Origin of the sequence: Mammaliicoccus stepanovicii (assembly GCF_002902525.1) — a bacterium.
GTDB classification, from domain to species: Bacteria; Bacillota; Bacilli; order Staphylococcales; family Staphylococcaceae; genus Mammaliicoccus; species Mammaliicoccus stepanovicii.
In genome coordinates this window covers 1-23,123 of record NZ_PPQZ01000019.1, presented here as the reverse complement: position 1 = coordinate 23,123, position 23,123 = coordinate 1, and the positions used below count along the sequence as shown (strand labels likewise).

The window sequence follows — 23,123 nt, the reverse complement described above, 5'->3', positions numbered from 1 at the left end:
TAAAGCCTGAGACACAAACATGTCTCAGGCTTTATTATGTTTAATAGGCTTCTTATGCCCATCCTCTATATCTTGCTGCTTCAGCAGTACGTTTAATACCTACGATATAAGCCGCTAAGCGCATATCAATTTTTCTGTTTTCTGATAAGTTATAAATTGTATCAAATGCTTTAACTAGTTTTTCGCGTAATTTTTCATTTACTTCTTCTTCAGTCCAGTAATAACCTTGGTTATTTTGAACCCATTCAAAGTATGAAACTGTAACGCCACCAGCACTAGCAAGAACGTCTGGTACTAATAAAATACCACGTTCACTTAAAATCTTAGTTGCACCCATTGTAGTTGGACCGTTTGCAGCCTCAACTATAATTTCTGCTTTAATATCATTAGCGTTTTCTTCAGTAATTTGATTTGAAATTGCTGCTGGAACTAAAATATCGCAATCAATTTCAAATAATTCTTTATTAGAAATTGTTTCATCGAATAAGTTTGTTACTGTTCCAAAACTATCACGACGATCTAATAGATAGTCTATATCTAAACCTTCAGGATCATGAAGTGCACCATAAGCATCTGAAATACCTACAATTTTGGCACCTTGGTCAAACAAGAATTTAGCTAAGAAACTTCCTGCATTTCCGAATCCTTGAATTACAACTCTTGATCCTTCAATTGTCTTGCCTCGTCTCTTCGCTGCTTGTTCAATTGCAATAACTACACCTAAAGCAGTTGAACGATCTCTACCTTGAGACCCACCTAATACAAGTGGTTTCCCTGTAATAAATCCTGGTGAGTTAAATGCATCCATTTGACTGTATTCATCCATCATCCATGCCATGATTTGTGAATTTGTAAATACATCTGGTGCTGGTATATCTTTAGTCGGTCCAACAATTTGTGATATTGAACGTACATATCCACGAGATAATCTTTCTACTTCATGGATACTCATAGTACGTGGGTCACATACTATTCCACCTTTACCGCCACCATAAGGTAAGTCTACGATTCCACATTTTAAAGTCATCCACATTGATAACGCCGTTACTTCTTCAACGTCAACATCTGGATGGAAACGCACCCCACCTTTAGTTGGTCCAACTGCATCATTGTGTTGAGCACGATACCCAGTAAATGTCTTAACTGTACCATCATCCATTCTAACTGGAATTCGAACTGTTAATAATCTCATTGGTTCCTTAATTAGATCGTACATTCCCTCGTCAAAACCTAATTTATTAAGGGCTTCACCAATTATTTCTTGTGTCGATGAAACTAAATTTAAATTTTCGCTCATGATCCTCTTCGCCTCTTTTTTAAATACTTTTTCACTCTAAATAATTGTAACATAATTGATTATTTTTAAAAGGTCTTAAATCACTTTTTGTAAACGTTATCAAGAATTTTATTTAAATACAGATTTAACTTGTTCAATAGCCCAATCTAAATCTTCTTTTTCAATAATGAGTGGTGGTGCAAAACGAATAACAGTATCATGAGTTTCTTTACAAAGTAGTCCGAGTTCTTTTAGTTTTTCGCAATATGGTCTTGCTTCTTCAGTTAATTCAATACCGATAAATAAACCTTTTCCGCGTACTTCTTTTATAACTGGATCATTGATTTTTTCTAATTCTGCTTTAAAGTAATTACCTAGTTCTAATGATCTTTCAGATAATTTCTCATCTATTAAAACATCTAACGCTGCATTTGATACGGCACATGCTAATGGATTTCCACCAAATGTAGAACCGTGAGATCCTGGATTAAAGACTTCTAAAATTTCTTTATCACCAACGATACATGAAATTGGGAATACACCCCCACCAAGTGCTTTACCTAAAATATACATATGTGGTTTAACATTATCCCAATCAGTTGCAAATAATTTACCTGTTCTACCTAAACCTGCTTGAATTTCATCAGCAATAAATAGGACATTATGCTCATCGCAAACTTCTCTAATTTGTTTTAAGTAACCATCTTCAGGAACATTGATTCCAGCTTCACCTTGTATTGGTTCGATTAAGACAGCAGCTGTGTTTGGTGTGATTGCTGCTTTAATTTGTTCTATATCACCAAAATCAACAAGCTTAAATCCTCCTAAAAGTGGGCCATAGCCTCTTTGATATTCTTTTTCTGAAGAAAGAGATACTGCTGCCATTGTACGTCCGTGGAAGTTACCATTCATTGCAATGATTTCTGCTTTATTATCTTCTACACCTTTAACTTCATATGCCCAACGTCTAGCAGCTTTAATAGCTGTTTCAACCGCTTCAGCACCTGTATTCATAGGTAAAACCATCTCTTTACCTGCTAATTTACATATCTTTTCATACCAAGGACCTAACTGATCACTATGAAATGCACGTGATGTTAATGTTACTCGGTCTGCTTGATCTTTCAATGCTTGGATAATTTTAGGATGACGATGTCCTTGGTTAACAGCTGAATATGCTGATAACATATCTAAATAACGATTACCTTCTGGATCCTTTACCCAAATACCTTCTGCTTCTGATATTACAATTGGCAATGGTAAATAGTTTGGTGCACCAAATGTATTTGTTTGTTCGATTATTTCTTGTGACTTAGTCATATTAAAACTCCTCCCATTAAAACAGTAGAGCTTGTATTATGCTCTACTGTTTTGATTAATATTTCAAATTTATTATAACATTTCTGAAGTAGTACGTCCTTGTAGATGAAGTACTAAGTAATCAGGACCGCCTGCTTTAGAATCTGTACCTGACATTTTAAATCCTCCAAATGGTTGATAACCAACAATAGCACCTGTACAGCCTCTATTGAAGTATAAGTTACCAACTAAGAAGTTACGGCGTGCTTGTTCTAATTTTTCTCTATTATTAGAAATAACAGCACCTGTTAAACCGTAATCAGTATCATTTGCAAATTCAAGTGCTTCGTCATAATCTTTTGCTTTACTGAATCCAACTACTGGTCCAAATATTTCTTCTTGCATCACTCTATCATTATGTTTTAAGTCAGCGATTACTGTTGGATGAACGAAGTGACCTTTTTCTTCATCTGTTGTTCCACCAGCTACAATACGGCCTTCTTTTTTACCAATTTCAATATATTTTTTAATTTTATTTAATGAATTTTCGTCAATTACTGGACCCATATAATTTTCGTGGTCAGTAGAATCACCTACAGTTAATTTTTCTGTACGTTCTACTACTTTTTCTAATAACTCGTCATAAACACTTTCAACTGCGATTACACGTGAACAAGCTGAACATTTTTGACCAGAGAATCCAAAGGCAGATTGTACAATTGAATCTGCTGCTAAATCTAAATCACCTTCTGAATCTACTACAATCGTATCTTTACCACCCATTTCAGCGATAACGCGTTTTAAATGGTTTTGGCCTTTATGAACTTTTGCTGCTCTTTCATAAATAGATACACCTACATCGCGTGATCCAGTGAATGAAATTAAACTTGTATCTTTATGATCAATTAAGAAATCACCAATTTCACTTGATGAACCCGGTATATAGTTTACTACCCCTTTTGGTAAACCTGCTTCTTCAAGAACTTCCATAAATTTATATGCAATTACCGGCGTTTTTGATGATGGTTTAAGTAATACAGTGTTACCCGTTACTACTGGTGCTACTGTTGTACCAGCCATGATTGCAAATGCAAAATTCCAAGGTGAAATAACGACACTTACACCTATTGGTAAATAATTAAATTTATTATATTCACCAGGACGGCTTTCTATTTTTTTGCCATCTTTTAATTCAAGCATTTGACGCGCATAATACTCCATAAAATCAATCGCTTCAGCTGTATCAGCATCTGCTTCTTTCCATGGTTTACCACCTTCTTTAGAAAGTAATGCAGAGAATTCATGTTTACGACGTCTCGTTATCGCAGCTGCTCTAAATAATACATCAGCACGTACACTTGGGTCTGTATCTCTCCAAGTTTTGAAAGCTTCTTTTGCTGCCTCCATTGCTTTTTCAGCGTGCTCTTTGTTCGCTTTAGAAACTAATCCTACTGTTTCTTCAACGTTTGAAGGGTTATAAGAACGTGTTTTATCTTCTGTAAAAATTCTTTCTCCCCCAACAATAATAGGATATTCTTTGCCTAAATATCCCTCGACAGTTTTTAGCCCTTCTAAATAAGCAGCTTTATTCTCTTCTTTCGTAAAATCAGTAAATGGTTCGTGTTTGTATGGAATCATTAAAGTAAACCTCCCTATGTTTATATGGGTCAAAAAAGAAAACCCTTACATTCCTATAATGACACATACATATAGCTTACTTCAAGTTATTTTTTTACAATAAATAGGCTTTCACTTTTATAGTAAAATTACTTTAAATAAATATACAAAAAGACGATTAAATGTTCATTTAATCGTCTTGTAAATGCTTATTTGACTGCTCAATCCATTTAGGCAATCTTTCCTCTAATGGTTGAAACCCATATTTTTCTGTCTCTTTTATTTCATCTAACACAGAGCGTCTTTCTTTCTTACGCTCTTGTCTCTTGAAATATTCATTTTCTTTAAGTGTTAAATTCAATTTCCCGTCAGATTCTACTTTAATAATCTTAGCTTTAACTATTTGTCCGACAGTTAAAAATTGATTCAAATTATGAACGTAATCATTCATTACTTCCGAAATATGAATAAGACCTTCCACATGATCAGGGGTTTCAACAAAGGCGCCATATGGCTGAATGCCAGTCACTTTGACTTTTAGGAACTGGCCAACTTTATATTGTTTTCTCACTATTAGAAAACCCCTTGTACTTATAGTTATTAACTCTTATATCATAGCATAGTTAATTTAAAGAAACCATAAATACGTTATTTAAACAAAAAAGAAAGAGGTTAGGACATATTTTAATAAGTCGTAACCTCTTTCTTTCTATAACATTATATTTCACAATAACTTTGTAATGCAGTCGCTTTGATAGCCATTTGCATACATATTTCCTTATTAATTGTAATATCAAATGAAAATACATATATATCTTGAAACTTTTGAGCAAGTTCATTCACATCTTCTATTTCATGAACGGCATCCATGCACTCATAAACTTCACTATCCCCTAGTGATTGATCATCAAAGTTCATAGGATTCCAATCTGAAAGAAGTTTATAAAGTGCAATATTCACTTCGTTATTCTTCACTTTTTTTCTCCTCTTGCTCCAAATGATTCATCACTTGTCTTTCAAATGACTTCATTTTTTCTTCGTCTCTTTTTGATTTTTTTCGGAATAAGTTAAAAACGATATACGCCAAAATCATAAAAAGTAACAAAGTTGCAACAGCAGGAATATATTCTAATTTATTATCTGGAAAATAAAGAAATTCCATCATAATCCGACCACTCCCTTAGCAATTAGATTATAACAAAGATTTAGTCGAATACGATTGTTTTTTATGACAATTGAATGTCGATTTATTGAATGATGTCAATTGTTTCAATTACAACATCTTCAACTGGCTTGTCATTTGCACCAACTTTAACATTCGCAATTTCTTCTAATACGTCTTCGCCTTTTACAATATGACCAAATACTGAGTGTTTTTGATCTAACCAAGGTGTTCCACCTTTTTTAGCGTAATAGTCTATAATTTCTTCTGGCCATCCGCCATCTTTAAGTTGAGATAGCATGTTAGATGGAACTTCTCTCATTTGAACAATGAAAAATTGAGATCCGTTTGTATTTGGACCAGCATTAGCCATTGATAAAGCACCATATAAATTAAATGCTTGTAATGAAAACTCATCTTCAAAGGCACTTCCATATATACTTTCTCCACCCATACCTGTTCCTGTTGGGTCTCCACCTTGTACCATAAAATCATTTATTACTCTATGGAAAATGATACCGTCGTAATATTTTTTCTCAGCTAAACCAATAAAGTTTTCAACAGTTTTTGGTGCTAACTCTGGGAATAATTTGAAAGTCATATTTCCTTTTGTTGTTTTAATTTCAACAACACGCTCACCTTCAAGTATTTCGTTTGTTAATTGTGGGTAGTTTGTCATTTATAATTCTCCATTCATGTTAAAATAAATACAATAGTAATATCATAACATAATTTTATTGAAAGGGGTTATCAACATGTTATATCAATTTCCTCATAAAACAGGACAATATGTCGTTGAAATCATCGATGAAAAAGGAGAAGAAAAGCTTATACAAGTACTTGCCGTACTTAAACATCCTAGACAAGGAGATATACATAATCCAAACGAAGTAGAAAATGTATTTTTCCATGAAAGAAAAGCATTAAGTAAATACGAAAAGAGATATACATCTCCACAATTTTTAAAAGAATATACATTAGAACTGCCTGATTATATTTCATCATTAAAATCTGCGTTAAATGAATTAGAAGACAAAATGTCAAAACGAGATAATGCTTATAGCAAAGAAGCGCTTAAATGCATTCAACAACTTAAGTTAGATTACGAAAGACAATACAAAACAAACTTCTAGTCTTTTGAAAAAATTTATACTTAAATGAACACGTTTCTTCATATTTAATAAGCGCTTAAAAATTCTAAACATGAGCATTTCGACTGTTTTCATGCAAATGAAAAATTGTGTATAATAGTTTATAGGTATTTTTTGGAGGGAGGTTATTAAATGAGTTTAATGCATATTATGGTTTTATTACCTTTAATATTTGCAGTTATTATACCGATTTTTTATAGATTTTATAAAAAAATTCATCTAGGTTGGTTTGTTTTACCTATACCAATCATTATTTTTAGTTATTTTATGTCTTACATAAATGTTCCTGATTCAGACAAGCCATTTATTGTTATTTGGGAATTCATGCCAAGACTCGGAATGAATTTTGCAGTTCATTTAGATGGACTCAGTTTATTATTTGCATCTTTAATTTCCGGAATTGGTGCGTTAGTCGTACTTTATTCAATTACATATTTAAGTAAGAATGAATCTTTGGGAAATTTCTATTGTTACTTATTAATGTTTATGGGCGCAATGTTAGGTGTAGTACTATCCGATAACCTATTAATGCTTTATCTATTTTGGGAATTAACTTCAATATCAAGTTTCTTACTCATTGGTTATTGGCGACATAAAAAGTCATCCATCTATGGTGCACAAAAATCATTATTAATAACAGTGTTTGGTGGGCTTATGCTACTTGGTGGCTTTATCTCGCTATCAATTGCAGGAAATTCTTGGAGTATCACGTCACTCATTCAAAATGCAGAGACAATTCAGAAATCGCCTTTATTTATTCTAGCAATGGTACTCGTATTAATTGGTGCAATGACAAAGTCAGCACAGTTTCCATTTCACATTTGGTTACCTGATGCAATGGAAGCACCTACACCAGTAAGTGCTTACCTTCATTCAGCAACAATGGTAAAAGCCGGTATATATTTAGTCGCAAGAACGACACCTATATTTGCTATAAATGGTGGCTTTGTATGGACAGTCACTGCTATAGGACTGGTCACGCTGTTTTGGGCATCATTTAATGCTGTAAAACAACAAGACTTAAAAGGCATCCTCGCATTCTCTACTATTTCACAGCTAGGTATGATCATGTCTATGCTGGGTATTGGAGCAGTTAGTTATCATTATACCGGAGAGGAAAGTCAGTTATTTTTAGCAAGTATTATTGCAGCTGTATTCCACTTAATCAATCATGCAACCTTTAAGGGCGCATTATTTATGATAACGGGTACGATTGATCATGAAGTCGGAACACGAGATATTAAAAAACTAGGTGGACTCATGACCATTATGCCTATTTCATGTACGTTCACGATTATTGCAGCATTAAGTATGGCAGGTGTTCCTCCATTTAATGGCTTCTTATCAAAAGAACTTTTCTTAACTGCAATGTTTGATTCTCATAAAGCTGGTGTATTCAACCTTTCGACACTTGGATTTTTACTTCCAGTTATTGCAGTTGTCGGTAGTATCTTTACATTTGTATATTCATTTAAATATGTTCATGAAATATTCTTTGGAGAATACAAAGCTGATCAATTACCTAAAAAACCACATGAAGCGCCAAAGCTTATGTTGTTACCGACTGGGATTTTAATTTCATTAGTTGTGATATTTGGTTTATTCCCAAATATATTAAGCAATTCAATCATTGCACCTGCAGTTAGAGCAATTGCACCTTATGCAGAAAGTCCAGAAGTACACATCTCATTTTGGCATGGTATAACACCTGCATTAATGGGTACATTGATCGTATTTATTGTCGGTTTCGTATTATTTAAATCCGTTTCGAAATGGATTAAAGTATACGCTTATCAACCTGAATATTTAACTTTCAATTATTATTATGATAGAGGTATTTATTTAAGTTCTTATATCTCAAATAAAATTACACAAAGTTATATGACAGGATTTATAAGATCATATTTAATGTATATTTTTTCATTCTTTATCATTATGACGGCACTTACAATATTTACACATCCAGTAAGTATTGCATTCGATCATATTAGTGAAATTAGACCATATGAAGTTATACTTATGGGTCTTATACTCGTTAGTACATTCTGTATCGTTTTAGCAAAATCAAGATTATTCAGCATCATTATGCTTGCAGCTGTTGGGTATTCAGTCGCATTGTTCTTTGTGTTATTTGGTGCACCAGATTTAGCTTTAACTCAACTTTCAATCGAGACAATTTCAACAGCATTGTTCTTATTATGTTTCTTCCATTTACCTAAAATGAATAGACATGATGAAGATAGAAAATTCAAAATCGGCAATTTCTTAATTGCTATTTGTGTTGGTATATCAGTTATTACAATCGGTTTAATTGCTTACGGTAATAGACACTTTGATTCAATTTCTAAATATTATATTGATAATGTTTATGATTTAGCAGCAGGAAAAAACATGGTAAATGTTATTCTTGTTGACTTCCGTGGCTTTGATACATTATTTGAATCTGCAGTTCTAGGTATTGCAGGATTAGGTATTTATACACTTATAAAATTACGTGATAATAACAAAAATGGAGGTAATGAAAATGAAGAAACAATCGAATGATGTATTCTTTCAGTTTAATGCTGTCATTATCTTCCTAATTATTATGATGTACGCAGTATCCATATTCTTCGGTGGTCATTATAGTCCAGGTGGCGGTTTCGTTGGAGGGTTATTACTGTCTTCAGCAGTTATCATTATTGGGATTGCTTTTGATATGAAGACTTTAAACAAAATGTTTCCCTTCGACTTCAAAATCGTCACTGGTATTGGATTATTTTTCTGTATATTAACACCGATTTTAAGTTGGACTTATCACAAAACATTTTTTACACACAAATTTGGTGAGCTTCATCTCCCAATATTTGGTGAAGTGCATTGGCATACTGCTATGTTGTTTGATTTAGGCGTATTACTTGCTGTTGTCGGTACATCGATAACAATCATATTATCGATTGGAGAGAATGAATAATGGAAATATTAATGATTTTCGTTGCAGGTATTATCATATCCGTATCAGTATACCTAGTTCTCTCTAAGAGTTTAATTAGGATTATTATTGGTACGACACTACTTTCACATGGCGTTCATTTAATGCTTCTTACAATGGGTGGACTAAAAAAAGGTGCCCTCCCTATCGAAACTGAAGGCATCAAAAATTATGTCGATCCACTTCCGCAAGCATTAATTTTAACTGCAATTGTTATCGCATTTGCGGTTACTGCATTTTTCTTAGTTCTTGCTTTTCGAAGTTACAAAGAGCTTGGTACAGATAATTTGGAAGAGATGAAGGAGGTACCGAAAGATGAATAACTTGATTATTGTACCTCTTGTCATCACATTTTTAACTGCTGTTACACTTATATTTATAGGTCAAAGACCTTATGTTAAACGTAAAGTCGTGTTAACAGGATTTATACTTGCTTTTCTTGTAAGTTTGTATAATATTTACAACATTAATTTAAATGGCACTATGACGATGAACTTAGGAAGTTGGCCAGTCCCTTATAGTATCGTTATTTACGTTGATATGTTAAGTGCATTACTCGTAAGTGTCAGCTTATTTATTACACTTTGTGTATTAGTTTATTCACATCAATCTATAGGCATACATCGTGAACGTTACTTCTATTACTTCGGTGTATCTATGATGGTAACTGGTGTAAACGGTGCGTTTATGACTGGTGACTTATTCAACATGTTCGTATTTTTCGAAGTATTCTTAATGTCATCATACTTACTTCTTGTAATTGGTGGTACGAAAATCCAGCTACAAGAAAGTATCAAATATATACTTGTTAACGTACTGACATCGGCATTTTTTGTAATGGGTGTTGGTATGCTTTATTCAATAACAGGTACACTTAATATGGGAGATTTACACGTAAAGTTTGCAGAGCTTTCTAAGACTGATTTAAATATTGTAGTCATAACATTTATTATGTTTTTATTTGTTTTTGCAACTAAAGCTGGTATGTTCCCGCTATATTTCTGGTTACCTGGCGCTTATTATGCACCACCTATTCCGATTATTGCATTATTTGGTGCATTATTAACAAAAGTCGGTGCATACGCTATCATGCGTACATTTAGTTTATTCTATTCAGTGAATAGCGACTTTATAACCCAGACATTAATCGTATTATCTATCTTAACCATCATCATGGGTTGTATCGGTGCCATTGCTTATTATGACATTAAAAAAATCATTATTTATAACATAATGATTGCGATTGGTGTCATTCTTATTGGTGCTGCCATGATGGATAAAACTGGTATGATGGGTAGTATCTATTACTTACTACATGACATGATCATAAAAGCAGCACTATTTTTATTAATTGGTATTATTATCAAAATTACTGGCACACCTGATTTAAGAAACTTTAGTGGTCTAATAAACCATTATCCAGTATTAGGATGGTTCTACTTTGTTGCTGCACTATCATTAGCTGGTATTCCACCATTAAGTGGTTTTTACGGCAAATATATGATTGTCATGTCAACGTTCGAAAAAGGTTATTACATTAGTGGTATAGTTGTATTATTATCAAGTTTATTCGTTCTATATTCTGTGATGCGAATTTTCTTAATGGCATTTTGGGGAGAAGAAAAAGGATATACATTTAATCCAAAATTACCAATAAAGAAACTGATGTTTGCTTCTTTAACGATCACGGTAATCGCAATTTTATTTGGTCTTGGAGCAGATATGCTATATCCATTAATAGAAAAAGCTGCATTACCATTCTATAATCCTGAGACTTATGTCAATGCGTTAGGAGGCGATTACTAATGGCTATACAAGCACTCATTAATGTATTATTAGCAGCACTTTGGATGATGCTTTCAGATACATACACGTTCGGTGCATTTGTATTTGGATACTTATTCGGTATTCTATTTATAATAGCTGCATTACCGCTTCTTCCTGGCAATCATTTATATTTAAGACCTGTATGGAAAGCATTTGTTTTAGGACTAATATTTATGAAAGAATTAATATTAGCTAACATTGATGTGATCAGAATCGTCATACAAAAAGAAATTCATAATAAACCGGCATTTTTTGCATATCCTACTGAGTTGAAACATGATTGGGAAGTTGCATTATTATCTCAATTAATTACACTAACTCCAGGTACTATCGTAGTCGCAATTTCAGATGATCAAAAAACACTATATATACATTCTATAGATTTTTCAGATATAGATTCTGAAATTAGTGCAATTAAAGATTCCTTTGAAAAAGCAATCAAGGAGGTGAGTATACGATGACGAATATTTTCGTAATTATCGCGATTATCATTGTCGCAATTTCAATGATTGGTATACTCATTCGTGTAATTTTAGGACCAACTTTAGCTGATAGAGTTATTGCATTAGATGCATTAGGCATTACATTAATGGCAATTATAGCTTTATTCTCGGTATTAACCGATACAACGTTCTTATTCGTTATATTGTTATTAATTGGTATTCTGGCATTCCTAGGTACAGCAGCTTTTGCTAAATTTATGGATAAAGGAGAGATCATTGAAAATGATAGAGACGATACTTATTAGTATTTCAGTTATTATGATGGTCGCAGGTGCCTTTTTCAGCTTTTTCGCTGCTCTTGGTATACTTAGACTACCAGATGTCTATTCTAGAGCACATGCCTCTGGGAAAGCTTCTACACTTGGTGTAATGTTGATTTTAACTGGTGTTCTTATTTATTTCATAGGTAAAGATGGCCATTTCAATGTTCAATTGTTATTAGGTATCATCTTCATATTTATCACTGGACCACTTGCAGGTCACTTAGTTTCAAGAAGTGCATATTATATGGGGGTTAAACCTACAGACAGAACTTTAAGAGATGATTTGAAGGATGCTAAATAATTTACTATTAATATAAATCATAGACGAATTTGGTACATAAATAACCATGTACAAATTCAGAGATCTAATCCATAAAATAATGGATTAGATCTCTTTTTCTTTATTCTATTTTGCTAGATTTCTTAATCTGGCTACTTAGCGCCCTTCTATACAATTATCATCAAAAGCGTCTGTAGTATGTAATTTAAATAATAAATAAAAATCCTGGAACAAATTTGTCCCAGGATTTTTATGGTCATTAGATGACTGAATTGAAATTCTATTACGTTATAATTATGATCTTATTTTCTTAATTGCAATTGTTGCTCTAATAACTGAAATTAATTCACCGTGTTCATCTGAAATTTTTACATCCCACACTTGAGTAGTACGTCCTATGTGAAGTGCAGTTCCTATTGCTCTCACTTCCCCTGATTGTACAGACTTTATATGGTTAGCATTGATTTCAAGACCAAGAGGTATTTCATCTTCTTGTGATGATGCATGTGCGCCAATAGAAGCTGCTGTTTCACCTAATGCAATTGTTGCACCACCGTGTAAATATCCAAATGGTTGCTTCACTTCATCTGTAACAGGCATTGTCATTTCAATATAACCATGTTTAATTTCAATTGTTTTCATTTGAAGATGTTCTAGTAAATTCATAGTATTTCCCCCTTCATTCAATACTATAGTACCATAGCTGCAATAAATCCAAATATAAGAAGTGGTATATTGTAGATGAGAAAGTTAGGAATACAAGTATCTCTAATGTGGTCATGTTCACCATCGACGTTCAAACCTGCAGTAGGTCCTAGTGTTGAATCACTCGCTGGACTTCCTGAATCTCCTAAAGCGCCTGCAGTCCCTATTACTGCTATTAAGGCCATCGCACTTAATCCCATTTCTTGACCGAAAGGAATAAATAAACTTGCGATAATCGGAATAGTAGCGAATGAGGACCCTATTCCTAATGTTACAACTAATCCAATGACATACATCATGATAATACTAAATACTTTATTACCACCCGTAATGGCAGCTAAACTATGAACTAAATTACCAATTTCATGTGTTTCATTCATAACACCTGCGAATCCATTAGCAGATAATATAACGACACCAATGTATGCCATGATTTGTATACCTTCTACAAGTTTTACATCTAAATCTTTCCAATTATATAATCCAGAGAAGAAGAAGATTAAAATCCCAGCTAACGCACCAAAAATCATTGATTCAGTAAATGTTTGTACGATAAAAGTCGCCAATATGGCTACTGCTGTAACAATTAATGGATAAGGTTTTAAAGTTTTGATTTCTTCTTCTTCATCTACTTTAATTGTTTTATATTTTCTTGGTTTCCAATAAATGATAAGTGCTATGATTAATCCAAATACATAACCCATTGATGGAATTAACATTGCTTTCCATATACTATTAAATGCTATATCAACATGTGATTTTTCAAATGAATCGAATATAATGGATTGAAAGATATGTCCATATCCATATGGGAAAAGAATATAAGGAAAACATAATCCAAATCCGATTACTGTTGCAATTAATCTTCTATCAATTTGTAATTCGTTGAACAAGCTTAATAATGGTGGAATTAAAATTGGTATAAATGCTATATGAACAGGTATAATATTTTGACTAAGTACAGATATAACAAGTAACACAACTACGAGTGTCACTTTAATTTTCAACCTACTAGTATGTGAATTTTCTTTCTTCATAGATTTAATAATTTTACCAACTATATAATCTGTAATGCCACTGTAAGATATGAGTGCTGCAAATCCGCCTAATAAAGCGTATGATAATGCTACTTCAGCACCATCAACAATAGACGTGCCAAATGTTGAAATAACTTTGTCTAAAGACATTCCGCTGAGTAATCCTCCTGTTAAAGCACCTATAAAAATGCTTAGAACAACGTTTAATCTAAATAAACAAAGTACAATCATGATTAAAACTGCTACTAATACAGCATTAATTTCCAAAATAAACTCCTCCGTTCTTTAACTCTCTACCACGATAAAGTAAATCAATGAATTTATCTTATCAGTTGATTACGACCATGTCAATCACGTAGCAATTAGTCCGAATATTCAATTAATATCCTTTAAAGAATAAGCAGTAAAAACACTATGATAATTAGAATTTTTACTGCCTTTTTGGATGTATTATTTATTTTTCAAGAAATGTAATACAGTAGGTATCATCGCACCTGTTGCACCTTTAGGACCTTTAAATGAATCGCGTTCAGTTTCTCCAGATCCCGCAATATCAAAGTGTAAATGTGGAATATCCCCACTGAAATGCGTAACGAATGCCGCAGCAAATAACGCTTTACCATGCTTATTCAACATACAATTCGTTAAATCTGCTACATCAGATGATCGAATATCTTCTTTTTCTTCATCTGTAATTGGTAGCTCAAAACTCACTTCGTTTGAATATTTTGCTGCTGATTTAATAGCATCGATATAAGCATCCCCATCACTTGAGAAAATACCTGTCTTTCCTAATCCAAGTGCACCAACGACAGCACCTGTTAATGTAGCAAAATTCATAATAAGTTCTGGACGGTATTGTTTCACATACGAAACAGCATCTCCTAATACAAGTCTACCTTCTGCATCTGTATTCGTTACTTCTACAGTTTCGCCACTTAAAGCAGTAAATACGTCATCAGGTTTCATTGCTGCGTTAGAAATCATATTTTCGGCAAGTGGTAATACAGCTACAATATGAATCGGTAATTGTAATTCACTAATGGCATTTACCATTGCAACAACATTACTCGCACCGCTCATATCATATTTCATAGTTGGCATGCCATTTTTAGGTTTAATTTGGTATCCACCTGAATCATAAGTAACACCTTTACCTACCAATGCTATTGGATCTTTATCTGATCCTTTATATTCTAAAGTGACTAATCTCGGTGGATTGATAGATCCTTTTCCAACAGCATCTAATAAACCAATTCCTTCATTCTTAATTGCTACTTCATCTTTAATAGACACTGAGACTTGCGTATCTTTGAAATGATTTTTAATTTGGTTCGCAAAATATTCTGGCGTCAATATGTTTGGTGGTGTTTGAGAATATGTTCTAGCTAAATTAATGCTATCACCCAAAATTTCACCTTGTTGAATATATGTTTCGACATTATCAGATGAACTGTTTATAAAGTGAATTTTAGTTTCTATATCCGCTGATTTACTTGATTTATAATTATCAAAATTAAATACTGCTTGTTTCGAGAACCATCCAAAACGATATAATCGCTCGCTATCAGAAATTGTTTGAGATTTAAACGTATCATCAATTAATTGAATTTCTTCAATTTTATTATTATGTAAATATCTGCTTAATTGCCCATAAACTTTTTGGTAATCGTTATCTTTTATTTCTTTTAAATTTCCTAAACCAACCGTTATGAGTTTCACTATTTTATCATTAATGATTATGCCAGTAGTAGATATAACACCTAATTCACTACTAATAATTTGTTGTTTCTTTAAGTCTTCAAGTTGATTATTTAACATTTGGCTTACTTCATCAAAGTTAGCCATTTGATTCAAATGGCTTGGACAACCTATTACAATTGGTAGTTCATTTTGTTCATATGCATTTTTAAATAAAAAGTTCATTTTATCTATCCCCTTTTTTAGAACATTGAATAACCGCTTCTTCTTAAATTACGTATTACAAATCCTGCAACAATAGCACCAATCCACCCAAACCCTAGCATCAAAATGTCTGCTGTATGTATATGAACTAAACCAGTTAACAATTTCGAAAATGCTGTAGATGGATTTGTAAAATACATGGTTGTTGAAACTTTATCAACGATAGCAAATATTACAAATGGATATAAAACAACCATTAGCCAAGTTGTTTTTAATAGCATGTTTAGTATAAATGCAATTCCAAAAAATAATACAAAAAATAGTGCCATCGATATGATAACTTGTGGTAATGAAATCATAACTAACCTCCTTTAAAAAAAGAGACCCGCCTAATAGCAGGTCTCTGTACTTAATTTTCTAATTACTTAGAATTTACCTTTTTTATAGGCTAATCCGATGCCACCGATTTTGAAGATAGCACGAGTATCGATAACTTTTTTCATAAATGCTGCTTTTTTACCAGTGATTTCACGGCCCATAACAACACCAACACCATCATGACTACCTAATGAACATACTGTTCCTTTATCATCATAAACAAATGGTTCAGTTTTTTCGCCATTGAAAATATTGTTAATGTTTTTAGCTAAGTGTTCACCTTGTTGCATTGCAATTTGTGCTGTAGTTGGAAGTGGACGTTTGTTGTCTCCTTCACCAGCCATTACAGCTGAACAGTCACCAATTACGAAGATATCATCATAGTTATCAATAGATAGGTCATCTTTAACTACGATACGACCACGCTTAACGCCATCAAATGATTCTTCCATTAATTTACTACCTCTAACACCTGCAGCCCAAATAGCTGTATTAGCTTCTAATGTTTGTTCAACATCATTTACTTTAACAACGAAACCTTTTTCGTTACAAGCTACGATTGGAGTAGAAATTTTGAATTCTACACCGCGATCTTCTAAATATTTAACAACGTAGTTAACTAAATCTTCAGAGAACATAGGTAACATTTTAGGTGCTGCTTCAACACAAGTAATTTTAACTTTAGATTGATCTACACCATATTTTTTACATAATTCAGGGATGCGTTCAGTTAATTCGCCTAATAATTCAACACCAGTGAATCCAGCGCCACCAACTAAAATAGCTAGGTCATTTTCATCTTTAACTTTTGAAGATGCATAATTTGCAAATTTATCTTCAAGATGTTTTGCAATTCGGCGTGAAGTGTTAATATTTTCGATTTGAAGTGCATGTTCTTTCATACCTTCAATTCCGAATGTTTCACTTTCAAATCCAAGTGCAACAACTAAAATGTCATATTCAAATACGCCATTTGTAGTTTCAACATTTTTAGCATCTTTATTAATTTTGCTAACTTCAGCTTTAACAAAGTTTACTTTATTTCTATCAATTACATTTGTAATTGGATATAAAGCATCTTCATAGTTTAAAGTACCAGCTGATGTTTCATGTAACCAAGTTGATTCGTAGTGATAATCATTTTTGTTAATTAAAGTTAATTCAACATCTTGGTTTGAGACTAATTTTTGTAATTTAGTCATTGTTTGTAAGCCTGCGTAACCTGCCCCTAATACGAGAACTTTTTTACGTTCAAATCCCATTATTTTCACCTATACTTTCTAATATTGTTTGGCACTATTTTAAATTTCGTGCCTCTTTGTGTTTTTTGTCACAATCAAAGATAAAACTTTTACATACAAGGTTTATTGTATATTTTTATAAGTATAAATTCAAGTGTCACACAAAATTTTGTGCATACTTTAACAATTCTCAGGTGTACCTGCAACGTCTTTCGTTTTAAAGGAACTTCCACAACCACATGCTGCGATTGCGTTAGGGTTTTCTATTGAGAATCCGCCACCCATTAATGATGTTTTAAAATCAATAGTCGTACCATTTAAAATCGGTGCATCCTTTTTGTCTACTAATACTTTAACATTGTAATACTCAAGTACTTCATCATTTTCAGATGGTTCTTCTTCTGCGGACATACCATAAGATAATCCCGTACAACCTCCGCCTTTAACGGATACTCTTAAGTACCCTTCTGCCATATCGTTACTATTTAGCATATCTTTTACTTCATATGCTGCTGCCTCAGTTAATATTACTGTTGCCATAAATAACTCCTCCTAAAAAATCCAATTTTCTTCTATATGACTATATATATTAGCTAATAATTCATCTGGTGTTTCACCCTTGACCATATCTCCGTTAACTAATGCATATAACCCTCTAGCACATGGTCCACAATTCTGTAGACAGCCATATTCTAGTACATCTACGTTTGGATCATTGTCGAGCTTGTTAAACACTGCATCAGCACCTTTAGCCAAGTTTGAAATACAAAATTCGACAATTGGGTTCAATGTGTTCACCTACTTACTTCATATTCATTAAACAATTTTAACATTCATTGTAGTTTATGCCAAAAAAGATTATACTGAAAGTATACTTATATATTATAAAATATATACATACAAATTTGTAGAAATTTGATTTAGGATAAAGGAGAATAACGATGAAAAGCTTAGTATTATTAGGGGGCGGATATGGTAATATGCGCTTGATGAAAGAAATTATCCCAAGCGCTTTACCTTCCGATTATTCAATTACGCTAATTGATCGTATGCCATTTCACAGCTTAAAGACAGAGTTCTACGCTCTAGCAGCAGGTACAGCACCAGACAAAGACATTCGAGTTCAATTTCCAAAGAACACTAAAATCAATACGGTATATGGGGAGATAACAGATATTGATTTAGACAATCAAATTGTTTCAGTAGGTGATACAAGGGTTGATTATGACGAACTTGTCATTGGATTAGGTTGCGAAGACAAATACCATAATGTTCCTGGTGCAAAAGAATACACATATAGTATTCAAACAGTACAAAATGCACGCAAAACTTACCAAGCAATTTGTGACTTACCTAGCAACGCTACAATAGGTATTGTAGGTGCTGGTTTAAGTGGTATAGAACTTGCTAGTGAATTAAGAGAAAGTCGTCAAGATATCAAAATTAAATTATTTGATAGAGGCGAACGAATTCTTCCTGCTTTCCCTGAAAAACTTAGTAATTATGTCAAAAAATGGTTCGACAAACATGATGTTGAAGTTGTGCCAAAATCAAACATTACAAAAGTTGATCCAGGAAAGCTTCATAATAATGAAGACATCCATGAGGTTGATTTAGTTGTATGGACAGCCGGTATTCAACCAGTTGAAATAGTTCGAAACTTACCTGTTGATACAAATGACAGTAGAAGGGTTATTGTAAATCAATATCATCAAATTCCAACATACAAAAATGTATATATTGTAGGTGATTGTGCAGCATTACCACACGCACCAAGTGCTTATTTAGCAGAAATACAAGCAGATCAAATTGCTGAAGTTATGAAGCTACAATGGGCTAACAAACCACTACCTGAAAAAATGCCAGAGTTAAAGCCTCAAGGATTTGTTGGATCATTAGGCGAAAAACAAGGATTTGCTTATTTAATGGAACAAACAGTTACAGGCCGATTAGCAAGAGTAATCAAATCCGGCGTACTCTGGTTATATAAATACCATAATGGATAATGCACTTATTGCATGATTCAATTAACAAGACATCGCATAAAAGTCTTCATGACAATTATGCGATGTCTTGTTACATTTCTTAATAACTACCATAATCAGCTCATACCTGTAAATATTAGTTGCTTTAATTATTTCAAAAGCAATCATGCTATTATTCGACTACTAAATGTTGATCCATAAATTTTGTTATAGATTTTAATTGTATATAACCATCTGCTACATATTCATCATTTATCGTCACAAGTGGATAAAACAATTCATCTTCATTTATTCTTTCAATAAACTGTTGGTCATGATCTGTTAAATTTTCAGTTTGTTTTTCAATATCAATATATGTGTACTCAATATTTAAATTTGGATACTTTCTTGTTAAAATTGCTTCTAACCACTCATAAGTATCTTTTGAAGAAGGTGCATTGACACAACTCGCACATATAACATCTGCACCATATACGACGATACTTGCTTTAGACATATTGAAATCCCCCTAGTTTGATGAATAGATTTTTTACTGTATATCTATTATAATAGATAAATAAGATTAATGTATCTAATAAGACTTTGTGAAAGGAGCATTTATATATATGACTACAGAACAACAAACAATGTTTGATCAAGTTAGTGACGTCCTTGAAAAATTAAGACCATTCTTATTACGTGACGGTGGTGACTGTGAATTAGTGGACGTAGATGATGGCATTGTAAAATTACGTTTACTTGGTGCTTGTGGTACTTGCCCTAGTTCAACAATCACATTAAAAGCAGGTATCGAACGTGCGTTATTAGAAGAAGTACCAGGTGTAGTTGAAGTAGAACAAGTATTCTAATATTGTTAAAAACTTTATTTTAAATAAATTTCATATGGTAATCATATAGATTGCTTTGAGAGTCTGGGACATAACTAATGAGTCCCAGACTTTGTTGTATATTAAAAATCCCTACACGTTAGCTTTAGACTAACGTGTAGGGATTTTAACATAACACTAAATAATTCAAATATAAAATTTCCCAGGAAATTTTACTAAAATTGTCTACTGATACTTTCATCATATTTACCGTTTATGTGATTAATCATTTGCTCATCTATATAGACCCAGCCTTTCCAGCCTATATGAACAGCATCTGTAATGACATAAGGTTCATATTCTTTATCAGTCATGTCATATACTTTCATGCCATTTGATGTAATAGTCTCGTTTATTTTTTGATAAACTGCTTCTCTTTTCGCAGGATTTACATTTATATGATCATACCATTTTCCATTTGCAGGTATAACGATAAACAATGGATCTGCTTTAGATTCTTTCAACGTATCAATTAATAGTTGTAAATCTTTAAATTCTTTTGAATTTTTGTTGAACTCATAATTACGATTATAACGTTTATGTTGGCTCATTAATTGACGCCAATAATGATTGTTCATACCAAATTTGTTATTAGTCGAATGTTTTTTTCCATATTCAGAAGCATAATCTCTCATTTCTTCCCAACTCAAATGACTTAAATCATGTGCTTTCTCATTATTTAACGGCGATTTGGCCGGTAATAATATAGATTTAAGCGCATCATGTTTTTGGTAGATTTTATATTCGAAATTATTCATATATGTGCCTTCATCATATTGATGCGTCGGCGATTTAATGACAGAATTTAAATATGAATTATTCTTTAGTTGATCAAACTGTATTAATCGCTTTGCAAATCTATTCTTTAATTCGGGACTTAATGATTCATTTGAAAATAAATGATCCGTCTGAATTGGAGACAATCTTGCATTAAAATTATCATTCGTTAATCCATGGTTTGTAAACCATTGCGGTGAAATAATGATGGCAATTTTCTTACCTTTTAAGTTATGTGATTGACTTCCAATGTTGATGGCATGAATCAAATCAGTTGATCCACCAGTTCCTATTAAATAAGGGCTTAACTTCGCCTTTTTCTCATTTAATACATGTGCTGGATGAAAAATATCTGGTTTTTCTAACTCACTTGAGCCAAAAACAGGATAATATTTGTTGCTCTTCAACATCTCTTCTTGAGAATGTATGCCTTTTAAAACTGAATCATCAAGTGATGTTGATTCTTGCTTAATGTTCTCGTGCTTGGATAAAGATGTAAACCACTCTACAGGAATTAAAAGAAATAAACCAAACAATATACCACTAAATAATAATGGTAATAGTAATCTTAATTTCATTGTAATTCCTTAAGTACTTTAATTATTTTATTCGGAGTTGCCCATTCATCCCTGTCGAAATCCGTAATTGTAACATCTATCCCAAGGCTGTTTTGTATCTCTATTAATAATCCCACAGTAGCAAAAGAATCTATAATCCCTTCTTCAAAAATCTCAATATCTGGGTTTTCTTTCACGATGTCATTTTCTGCAACCTCTGCCAATAAGTCTAATACTTGTTCTTCAAAATTCATAATGAATCTCCTTTAAATTAATTTTCCTGAAAATAGTAAAAATCCAAATGCCACACAATGGAACGTAATGACGATTGCTACCGCATTTATAAACATATTGTTTACTTTAAGCGGGTGCTTTTTGCGCCATACTTCATAATAGCCATAAGCTATAAATAAAAATGCATGGTATAAACCGTATAATATATAATTAATTTCGATTCCATGCCAGATACCCATAATGAAAAAGTTTAATAGGAATCCTAAGTTTGAAATGAGCAATTTATCTTTTATTAATTTTTTCTTAGATACCCAGAAGACAAATCTCATATATACACAGTCTCTAAACCAAAACGACAAACTCATATGCCATCTATTCCAAAAGTCTTTAATGTTTTTAGATTTAAATGGCTTGTTAAAGTTAATAGGTGTTTGTATACCTAATAAATAACTAAAAGCAATTGCGAATAAACTATACCCTGCAAAATCAAAGAATAAATAGAAGCTATAACCATACATATATACCAAGTAATTCATAAATGTTTGGTCAGTATCAATCGGAACAACTTTGATAACGTATTCGTTTATGTAATAAGCAATAATATATTTATATAGAAACCCTATAAAAATCATATGTGTCGCTTTTATCAATAAACCATAATATGCTTCTGGTGTTGGAATTGTGTTCTCATCTTTAATAAATCTTCTATAACGATCTATTGGCCCTGATGAAATTGTTGGGAAGAACGTAATAAAATCTACAAGTTTTAATACTTCTATAGACTTTATTCTCTTATCTCGAATTTCCATGATTAATTGGATACTCTTAAATGCGATGTATGAAATTCCAAGAAATCCTATAAATTCAATTAATCTTGTTCCATATATCTTGACTTGATATTCACCTAACCAACTACTTTGTAATACTTTGATTGTAATTAACGGAAGTAATGATAATAAAATTGCAAAGGCAAACATTTTAAAGTTATTACTTTTTTCAACAATTTTTAAATATATTTTAATTAATCCTATTTGATATATCACATATAAGACGAAAAATATTAATTGATAACTTAGATATTGATTATCC

Annotated in this window: 28 protein-coding genes; 10 read left to right on the top strand and 18 right to left on the bottom strand. The window is 32.4% G+C overall.

The window, feature by feature from the left end; all coding sequences use genetic code 11:
* Positions 1–52 precede the first annotated feature (52 nt).
* The 7 genes from CD111_RS04190 to CD111_RS04160 form a co-directional block, all read right to left on the bottom strand.
* Complete coding sequence (locus CD111_RS04190) at positions 53–1,297, bottom strand: Glu/Leu/Phe/Val family dehydrogenase (protein WP_095088939.1); 1,245 nt, start codon at positions 1,295–1,297, stop codon at positions 53–55.
* 108 nt (positions 1,298–1,405) lie between these two features.
* Positions 1,406–2,596: an ornithine--oxo-acid transaminase gene (locus CD111_RS04185; RefSeq protein ID WP_095088941.1), complete on the bottom strand. Its 1,191-nt coding sequence runs from the start codon at positions 2,594–2,596 to the stop codon at positions 1,406–1,408.
* A 72-nt stretch (positions 2,597–2,668) separates the two neighbouring features.
* Entirely contained in the window at positions 2,669–4,213 is a 1,545-nt protein-coding gene (gene pruA / locus CD111_RS04180; RefSeq protein ID WP_095088942.1) for an L-glutamate gamma-semialdehyde dehydrogenase, read from the bottom strand.
* A 169-nt stretch (positions 4,214–4,382) separates the two neighbouring features.
* Positions 4,383–4,763: a S1 domain-containing post-transcriptional regulator Ygs gene (gene ygs, locus CD111_RS04175; RefSeq protein WP_095088944.1), complete on the bottom strand. Its 381-nt coding sequence runs from the start codon at positions 4,761–4,763 to the stop codon at positions 4,383–4,385.
* A 146-nt stretch (positions 4,764–4,909) separates the two neighbouring features.
* On the bottom strand, positions 4,910–5,167 hold the full coding sequence (locus CD111_RS04170; protein ID WP_095088946.1) for a DUF1871 family protein: 258 nt from the start codon (positions 5,165–5,167) through the stop codon (positions 4,910–4,912).
* Positions 5,157–5,357: a hypothetical protein gene (locus tag CD111_RS04165; RefSeq protein WP_095088948.1), complete on the bottom strand. Its 201-nt coding sequence runs from the start codon at positions 5,355–5,357 to the stop codon at positions 5,157–5,159. Before CD111_RS04165 ends, CD111_RS04170 begins: the two co-directional genes overlap by 11 nt.
* A gap of 82 nt (positions 5,358–5,439) precedes the next feature.
* A complete protein-coding gene (locus tag CD111_RS04160) occupies positions 5,440–6,033 on the bottom strand; it encodes a peptidylprolyl isomerase (protein ID WP_095088950.1) in 594 nt (197 codons plus the stop codon).
* A 76-nt stretch (positions 6,034–6,109) separates the two neighbouring features.
* On the opposite strand from CD111_RS04160, the gene kapB reads away from it, so the two are divergent.
* The 8 genes from kapB to mnhG all read left to right on the top strand — a co-directional run bounded on the left by kapB (position 6,110) and on the right by mnhG (position 12,370).
* The gene (gene kapB / locus CD111_RS04155; RefSeq protein WP_095088952.1) at positions 6,110–6,487 is read left to right on the top strand and encodes a sporulation phosphorelay system protein KapB; all 378 of its coding nucleotides are present in this window, start codon (positions 6,110–6,112) and stop codon (positions 6,485–6,487) included.
* Positions 6,488–6,637: 150 nt separating this feature from the next.
* Positions 6,638–9,049 (top strand): Na+/H+ antiporter subunit A, encoded by a 2,412-nt coding sequence (locus tag CD111_RS04150; protein WP_095088954.1) that lies wholly within the window; start codon positions 6,638–6,640, stop codon positions 9,047–9,049.
* Positions 9,030–9,458: a Na(+)/H(+) antiporter subunit B gene (locus CD111_RS04145; RefSeq protein ID WP_095088957.1), complete on the top strand. Its 429-nt coding sequence runs from the start codon at positions 9,030–9,032 to the stop codon at positions 9,456–9,458. Before CD111_RS04150 ends, CD111_RS04145 begins: the two co-directional genes overlap by 20 nt.
* The gene (locus tag CD111_RS04140) at positions 9,458–9,799 is read left to right on the top strand and encodes a Na(+)/H(+) antiporter subunit C (protein ID WP_095088959.1); all 342 of its coding nucleotides are present in this window, start codon (positions 9,458–9,460) and stop codon (positions 9,797–9,799) included. Before CD111_RS04145 ends, CD111_RS04140 begins: the two co-directional genes overlap by 1 nt.
* Positions 9,792–11,282 carry a Na+/H+ antiporter subunit D gene (locus CD111_RS04135; protein ID WP_095088961.1) on the top strand — a complete coding sequence of 497 codons (1,491 nt, stop codon included), beginning with the start codon at positions 9,792–9,794 and terminating at the stop codon, positions 11,280–11,282. Before CD111_RS04140 ends, CD111_RS04135 begins: the two co-directional genes overlap by 8 nt.
* Positions 11,282–11,764, top strand: coding sequence for a Na+/H+ antiporter subunit E (locus CD111_RS04130; RefSeq protein ID WP_095088963.1), 483 nt, complete (start codon positions 11,282–11,284; stop codon positions 11,762–11,764). The genes CD111_RS04135 and CD111_RS04130 overlap by 1 nt, the downstream gene beginning before the upstream one ends.
* The gene (locus tag CD111_RS04125; RefSeq protein ID WP_095088965.1) at positions 11,761–12,051 is read left to right on the top strand and encodes a Na(+)/H(+) antiporter subunit F1; all 291 of its coding nucleotides are present in this window, start codon (positions 11,761–11,763) and stop codon (positions 12,049–12,051) included. Before CD111_RS04130 ends, CD111_RS04125 begins: the two co-directional genes overlap by 4 nt.
* Positions 12,029–12,370, top strand: a complete 342-nt coding sequence (gene mnhG, locus CD111_RS04120; protein WP_095088967.1) for a monovalent cation/H(+) antiporter subunit G — start codon at positions 12,029–12,031, stop codon at positions 12,368–12,370. Before CD111_RS04125 ends, mnhG begins: the two co-directional genes overlap by 23 nt.
* 273 nt (positions 12,371–12,643) lie before the next feature.
* Here the strand turns inward: mnhG and CD111_RS04115 are convergent, their stop codons facing one another.
* The 7 genes from CD111_RS04115 to CD111_RS04085 all read right to left on the bottom strand — a co-directional run bounded on the left by CD111_RS04115 (position 12,644) and on the right by CD111_RS04085 (position 18,404).
* Complete coding sequence (locus tag CD111_RS04115; RefSeq protein ID WP_095088970.1) at positions 12,644–13,015, bottom strand: PaaI family thioesterase; 372 nt, start codon at positions 13,013–13,015, stop codon at positions 12,644–12,646.
* Between the two features lie 23 nt (positions 13,016–13,038).
* The gene (locus CD111_RS04110) at positions 13,039–14,358 is read right to left on the bottom strand and encodes a Na+/H+ antiporter family protein (RefSeq protein WP_095088972.1); all 1,320 of its coding nucleotides are present in this window, start codon (positions 14,356–14,358) and stop codon (positions 13,039–13,041) included.
* 183 nt (positions 14,359–14,541) lie between these two features.
* A complete protein-coding gene (locus tag CD111_RS04105) occupies positions 14,542–16,017 on the bottom strand; it encodes a M17 family metallopeptidase (RefSeq protein WP_095088974.1) in 1,476 nt (491 codons plus the stop codon).
* A gap of 17 nt (positions 16,018–16,034) precedes the next feature.
* On the bottom strand, positions 16,035–16,355 hold the full coding sequence (locus CD111_RS04100; RefSeq protein WP_095088976.1) for a YuiB family protein: 321 nt from the start codon (positions 16,353–16,355) through the stop codon (positions 16,035–16,037).
* Positions 16,356–16,421: 66 nt separating this feature from the next.
* Entirely contained in the window at positions 16,422–17,636 is a 1,215-nt protein-coding gene (locus CD111_RS04095; protein ID WP_095088978.1) for an NAD(P)/FAD-dependent oxidoreductase, read from the bottom strand.
* Between the two features lie 159 nt (positions 17,637–17,795).
* Positions 17,796–18,155, bottom strand: coding sequence for a HesB/IscA family protein (locus tag CD111_RS04090; RefSeq protein ID WP_095088980.1), 360 nt, complete (start codon positions 18,153–18,155; stop codon positions 17,796–17,798).
* A 12-nt stretch (positions 18,156–18,167) separates the two neighbouring features.
* Positions 18,168–18,404: a YuzB family protein gene (locus CD111_RS04085; RefSeq protein WP_095088982.1), complete on the bottom strand. Its 237-nt coding sequence runs from the start codon at positions 18,402–18,404 to the stop codon at positions 18,168–18,170.
* Positions 18,405–18,556: 152 nt separating this feature from the next.
* Here CD111_RS04085 and CD111_RS04080 point away from each other — a divergent pair, with 152 nt between their 5' ends.
* The gene (locus CD111_RS04080; RefSeq protein WP_095088984.1) at positions 18,557–19,621 is read left to right on the top strand and encodes an NAD(P)/FAD-dependent oxidoreductase; all 1,065 of its coding nucleotides are present in this window, start codon (positions 18,557–18,559) and stop codon (positions 19,619–19,621) included.
* Positions 19,622–19,772: 151 nt separating this feature from the next.
* Here CD111_RS04080 and CD111_RS04075 read toward each other — a convergent pair whose 3' ends face one another.
* Positions 19,773–20,096 (bottom strand): YuzD family protein, encoded by a 324-nt coding sequence (locus tag CD111_RS04075; RefSeq protein WP_095088986.1) that lies wholly within the window; start codon positions 20,094–20,096, stop codon positions 19,773–19,775.
* Positions 20,097–20,205: 109 nt separating this feature from the next.
* On the opposite strand from CD111_RS04075, the gene CD111_RS04070 reads away from it, so the two are divergent.
* Complete coding sequence (locus tag CD111_RS04070) at positions 20,206–20,448, top strand: NifU family protein (protein WP_017001072.1); 243 nt, start codon at positions 20,206–20,208, stop codon at positions 20,446–20,448.
* 194 nt (positions 20,449–20,642) lie between these two features.
* On the opposite strand, the gene dltD is transcribed toward CD111_RS04070, so the two are convergent.
* From dltD to dltB, 3 genes are all read right to left on the bottom strand, one after another.
* On the bottom strand, positions 20,643–21,821 hold the full coding sequence (gene dltD / locus CD111_RS04065; RefSeq protein ID WP_095088988.1) for a D-alanyl-lipoteichoic acid biosynthesis protein DltD: 1,179 nt from the start codon (positions 21,819–21,821) through the stop codon (positions 20,643–20,645).
* The gene (gene dltC / locus CD111_RS04060) at positions 21,818–22,054 is read right to left on the bottom strand and encodes a D-alanine--poly(phosphoribitol) ligase subunit 2 (RefSeq protein WP_095088990.1); all 237 of its coding nucleotides are present in this window, start codon (positions 22,052–22,054) and stop codon (positions 21,818–21,820) included. Before dltC ends, dltD begins: the two co-directional genes overlap by 4 nt.
* 12 nt (positions 22,055–22,066) lie before the next feature.
* Positions 22,067–23,123: D-alanyl-lipoteichoic acid biosynthesis protein DltB (gene dltB, locus CD111_RS04055; protein WP_103268488.1), on the bottom strand; the 1,057-nt coding region annotated here is incomplete at its 5' end.

Coding starts and splice junctions, on each gene's coding strand:
- CD111_RS04185 (WP_095088941.1), bottom strand. CDS start 2,596: ATGACTAAGTCACAAGAAATAATCGAACAAACAAATACATTTGGTGCA.
- CD111_RS04105 (WP_095088974.1), bottom strand. CDS start 16,017: ATGAACTTTTTATTTAAAAATGCATATGAACAAAATGAACTACCAATT.
- CD111_RS04140 (WP_095088959.1), top strand. CDS start 9,458: ATGGAAATATTAATGATTTTCGTTGCAGGTATTATCATATCCGTATCA.
- dltD (WP_095088988.1), bottom strand. CDS start 21,821: ATGAAATTAAGATTACTATTACCATTATTATTTAGTGGTATATTGTTT.
- CD111_RS04150 (WP_095088954.1), top strand. CDS start 6,638: ATGAGTTTAATGCATATTATGGTTTTATTACCTTTAATATTTGCAGTT.
- CD111_RS04125 (WP_095088965.1), top strand. CDS start 11,761: ATGACGAATATTTTCGTAATTATCGCGATTATCATTGTCGCAATTTCA.
- CD111_RS04095 (WP_095088978.1), bottom strand. CDS start 17,636: ATGGGATTTGAACGTAAAAAAGTTCTCGTATTAGGGGCAGGTTACGCA.
- CD111_RS04115 (WP_095088970.1), bottom strand. CDS start 13,015: ATGAATTTACTAGAACATCTTCAAATGAAAACAATTGAAATTAAACAT.
- CD111_RS04135 (WP_095088961.1), top strand. CDS start 9,792: ATGAATAACTTGATTATTGTACCTCTTGTCATCACATTTTTAACTGCT.
- CD111_RS04080 (WP_095088984.1), top strand. CDS start 18,557: ATGAAAAGCTTAGTATTATTAGGGGGCGGATATGGTAATATGCGCTTG.
- CD111_RS04070 (WP_017001072.1), top strand. CDS start 20,206: ATGACTACAGAACAACAAACAATGTTTGATCAAGTTAGTGACGTCCTT.
- CD111_RS04100 (WP_095088976.1), bottom strand. CDS start 16,355: ATGATTTCATTACCACAAGTTATCATATCGATGGCACTATTTTTTGTA.
- pruA (WP_095088942.1), bottom strand. CDS start 4,213: ATGATTCCATACAAACACGAACCATTTACTGATTTTACGAAAGAAGAG.
- CD111_RS04090 (WP_095088980.1), bottom strand. CDS start 18,155: ATGGCAACAGTAATATTAACTGAGGCAGCAGCATATGAAGTAAAAGAT.
- mnhG (WP_095088967.1), top strand. CDS start 12,029: ATGATAGAGACGATACTTATTAGTATTTCAGTTATTATGATGGTCGCA.
- dltC (WP_095088990.1), bottom strand. CDS start 22,054: ATGAATTTTGAAGAACAAGTATTAGACTTATTGGCAGAGGTTGCAGAA.
- CD111_RS04130 (WP_095088963.1), top strand. CDS start 11,282: ATGGCTATACAAGCACTCATTAATGTATTATTAGCAGCACTTTGGATG.
- CD111_RS04145 (WP_095088957.1), top strand. CDS start 9,030: ATGAAGAAACAATCGAATGATGTATTCTTTCAGTTTAATGCTGTCATT.
- kapB (WP_095088952.1), top strand. CDS start 6,110: ATGTTATATCAATTTCCTCATAAAACAGGACAATATGTCGTTGAAATC.
- CD111_RS04190 (WP_095088939.1), bottom strand. CDS start 1,297: ATGAGCGAAAATTTAAATTTAGTTTCATCGACACAAGAAATAATTGGT.
- CD111_RS04160 (WP_095088950.1), bottom strand. CDS start 6,033: ATGACAAACTACCCACAATTAACAAACGAAATACTTGAAGGTGAGCGT.
- CD111_RS04075 (WP_095088986.1), bottom strand. CDS start 20,096: ATGTCTAAAGCAAGTATCGTCGTATATGGTGCAGATGTTATATGTGCG.
- CD111_RS04165 (WP_095088948.1), bottom strand. CDS start 5,357: ATGATGGAATTTCTTTATTTTCCAGATAATAAATTAGAATATATTCCT.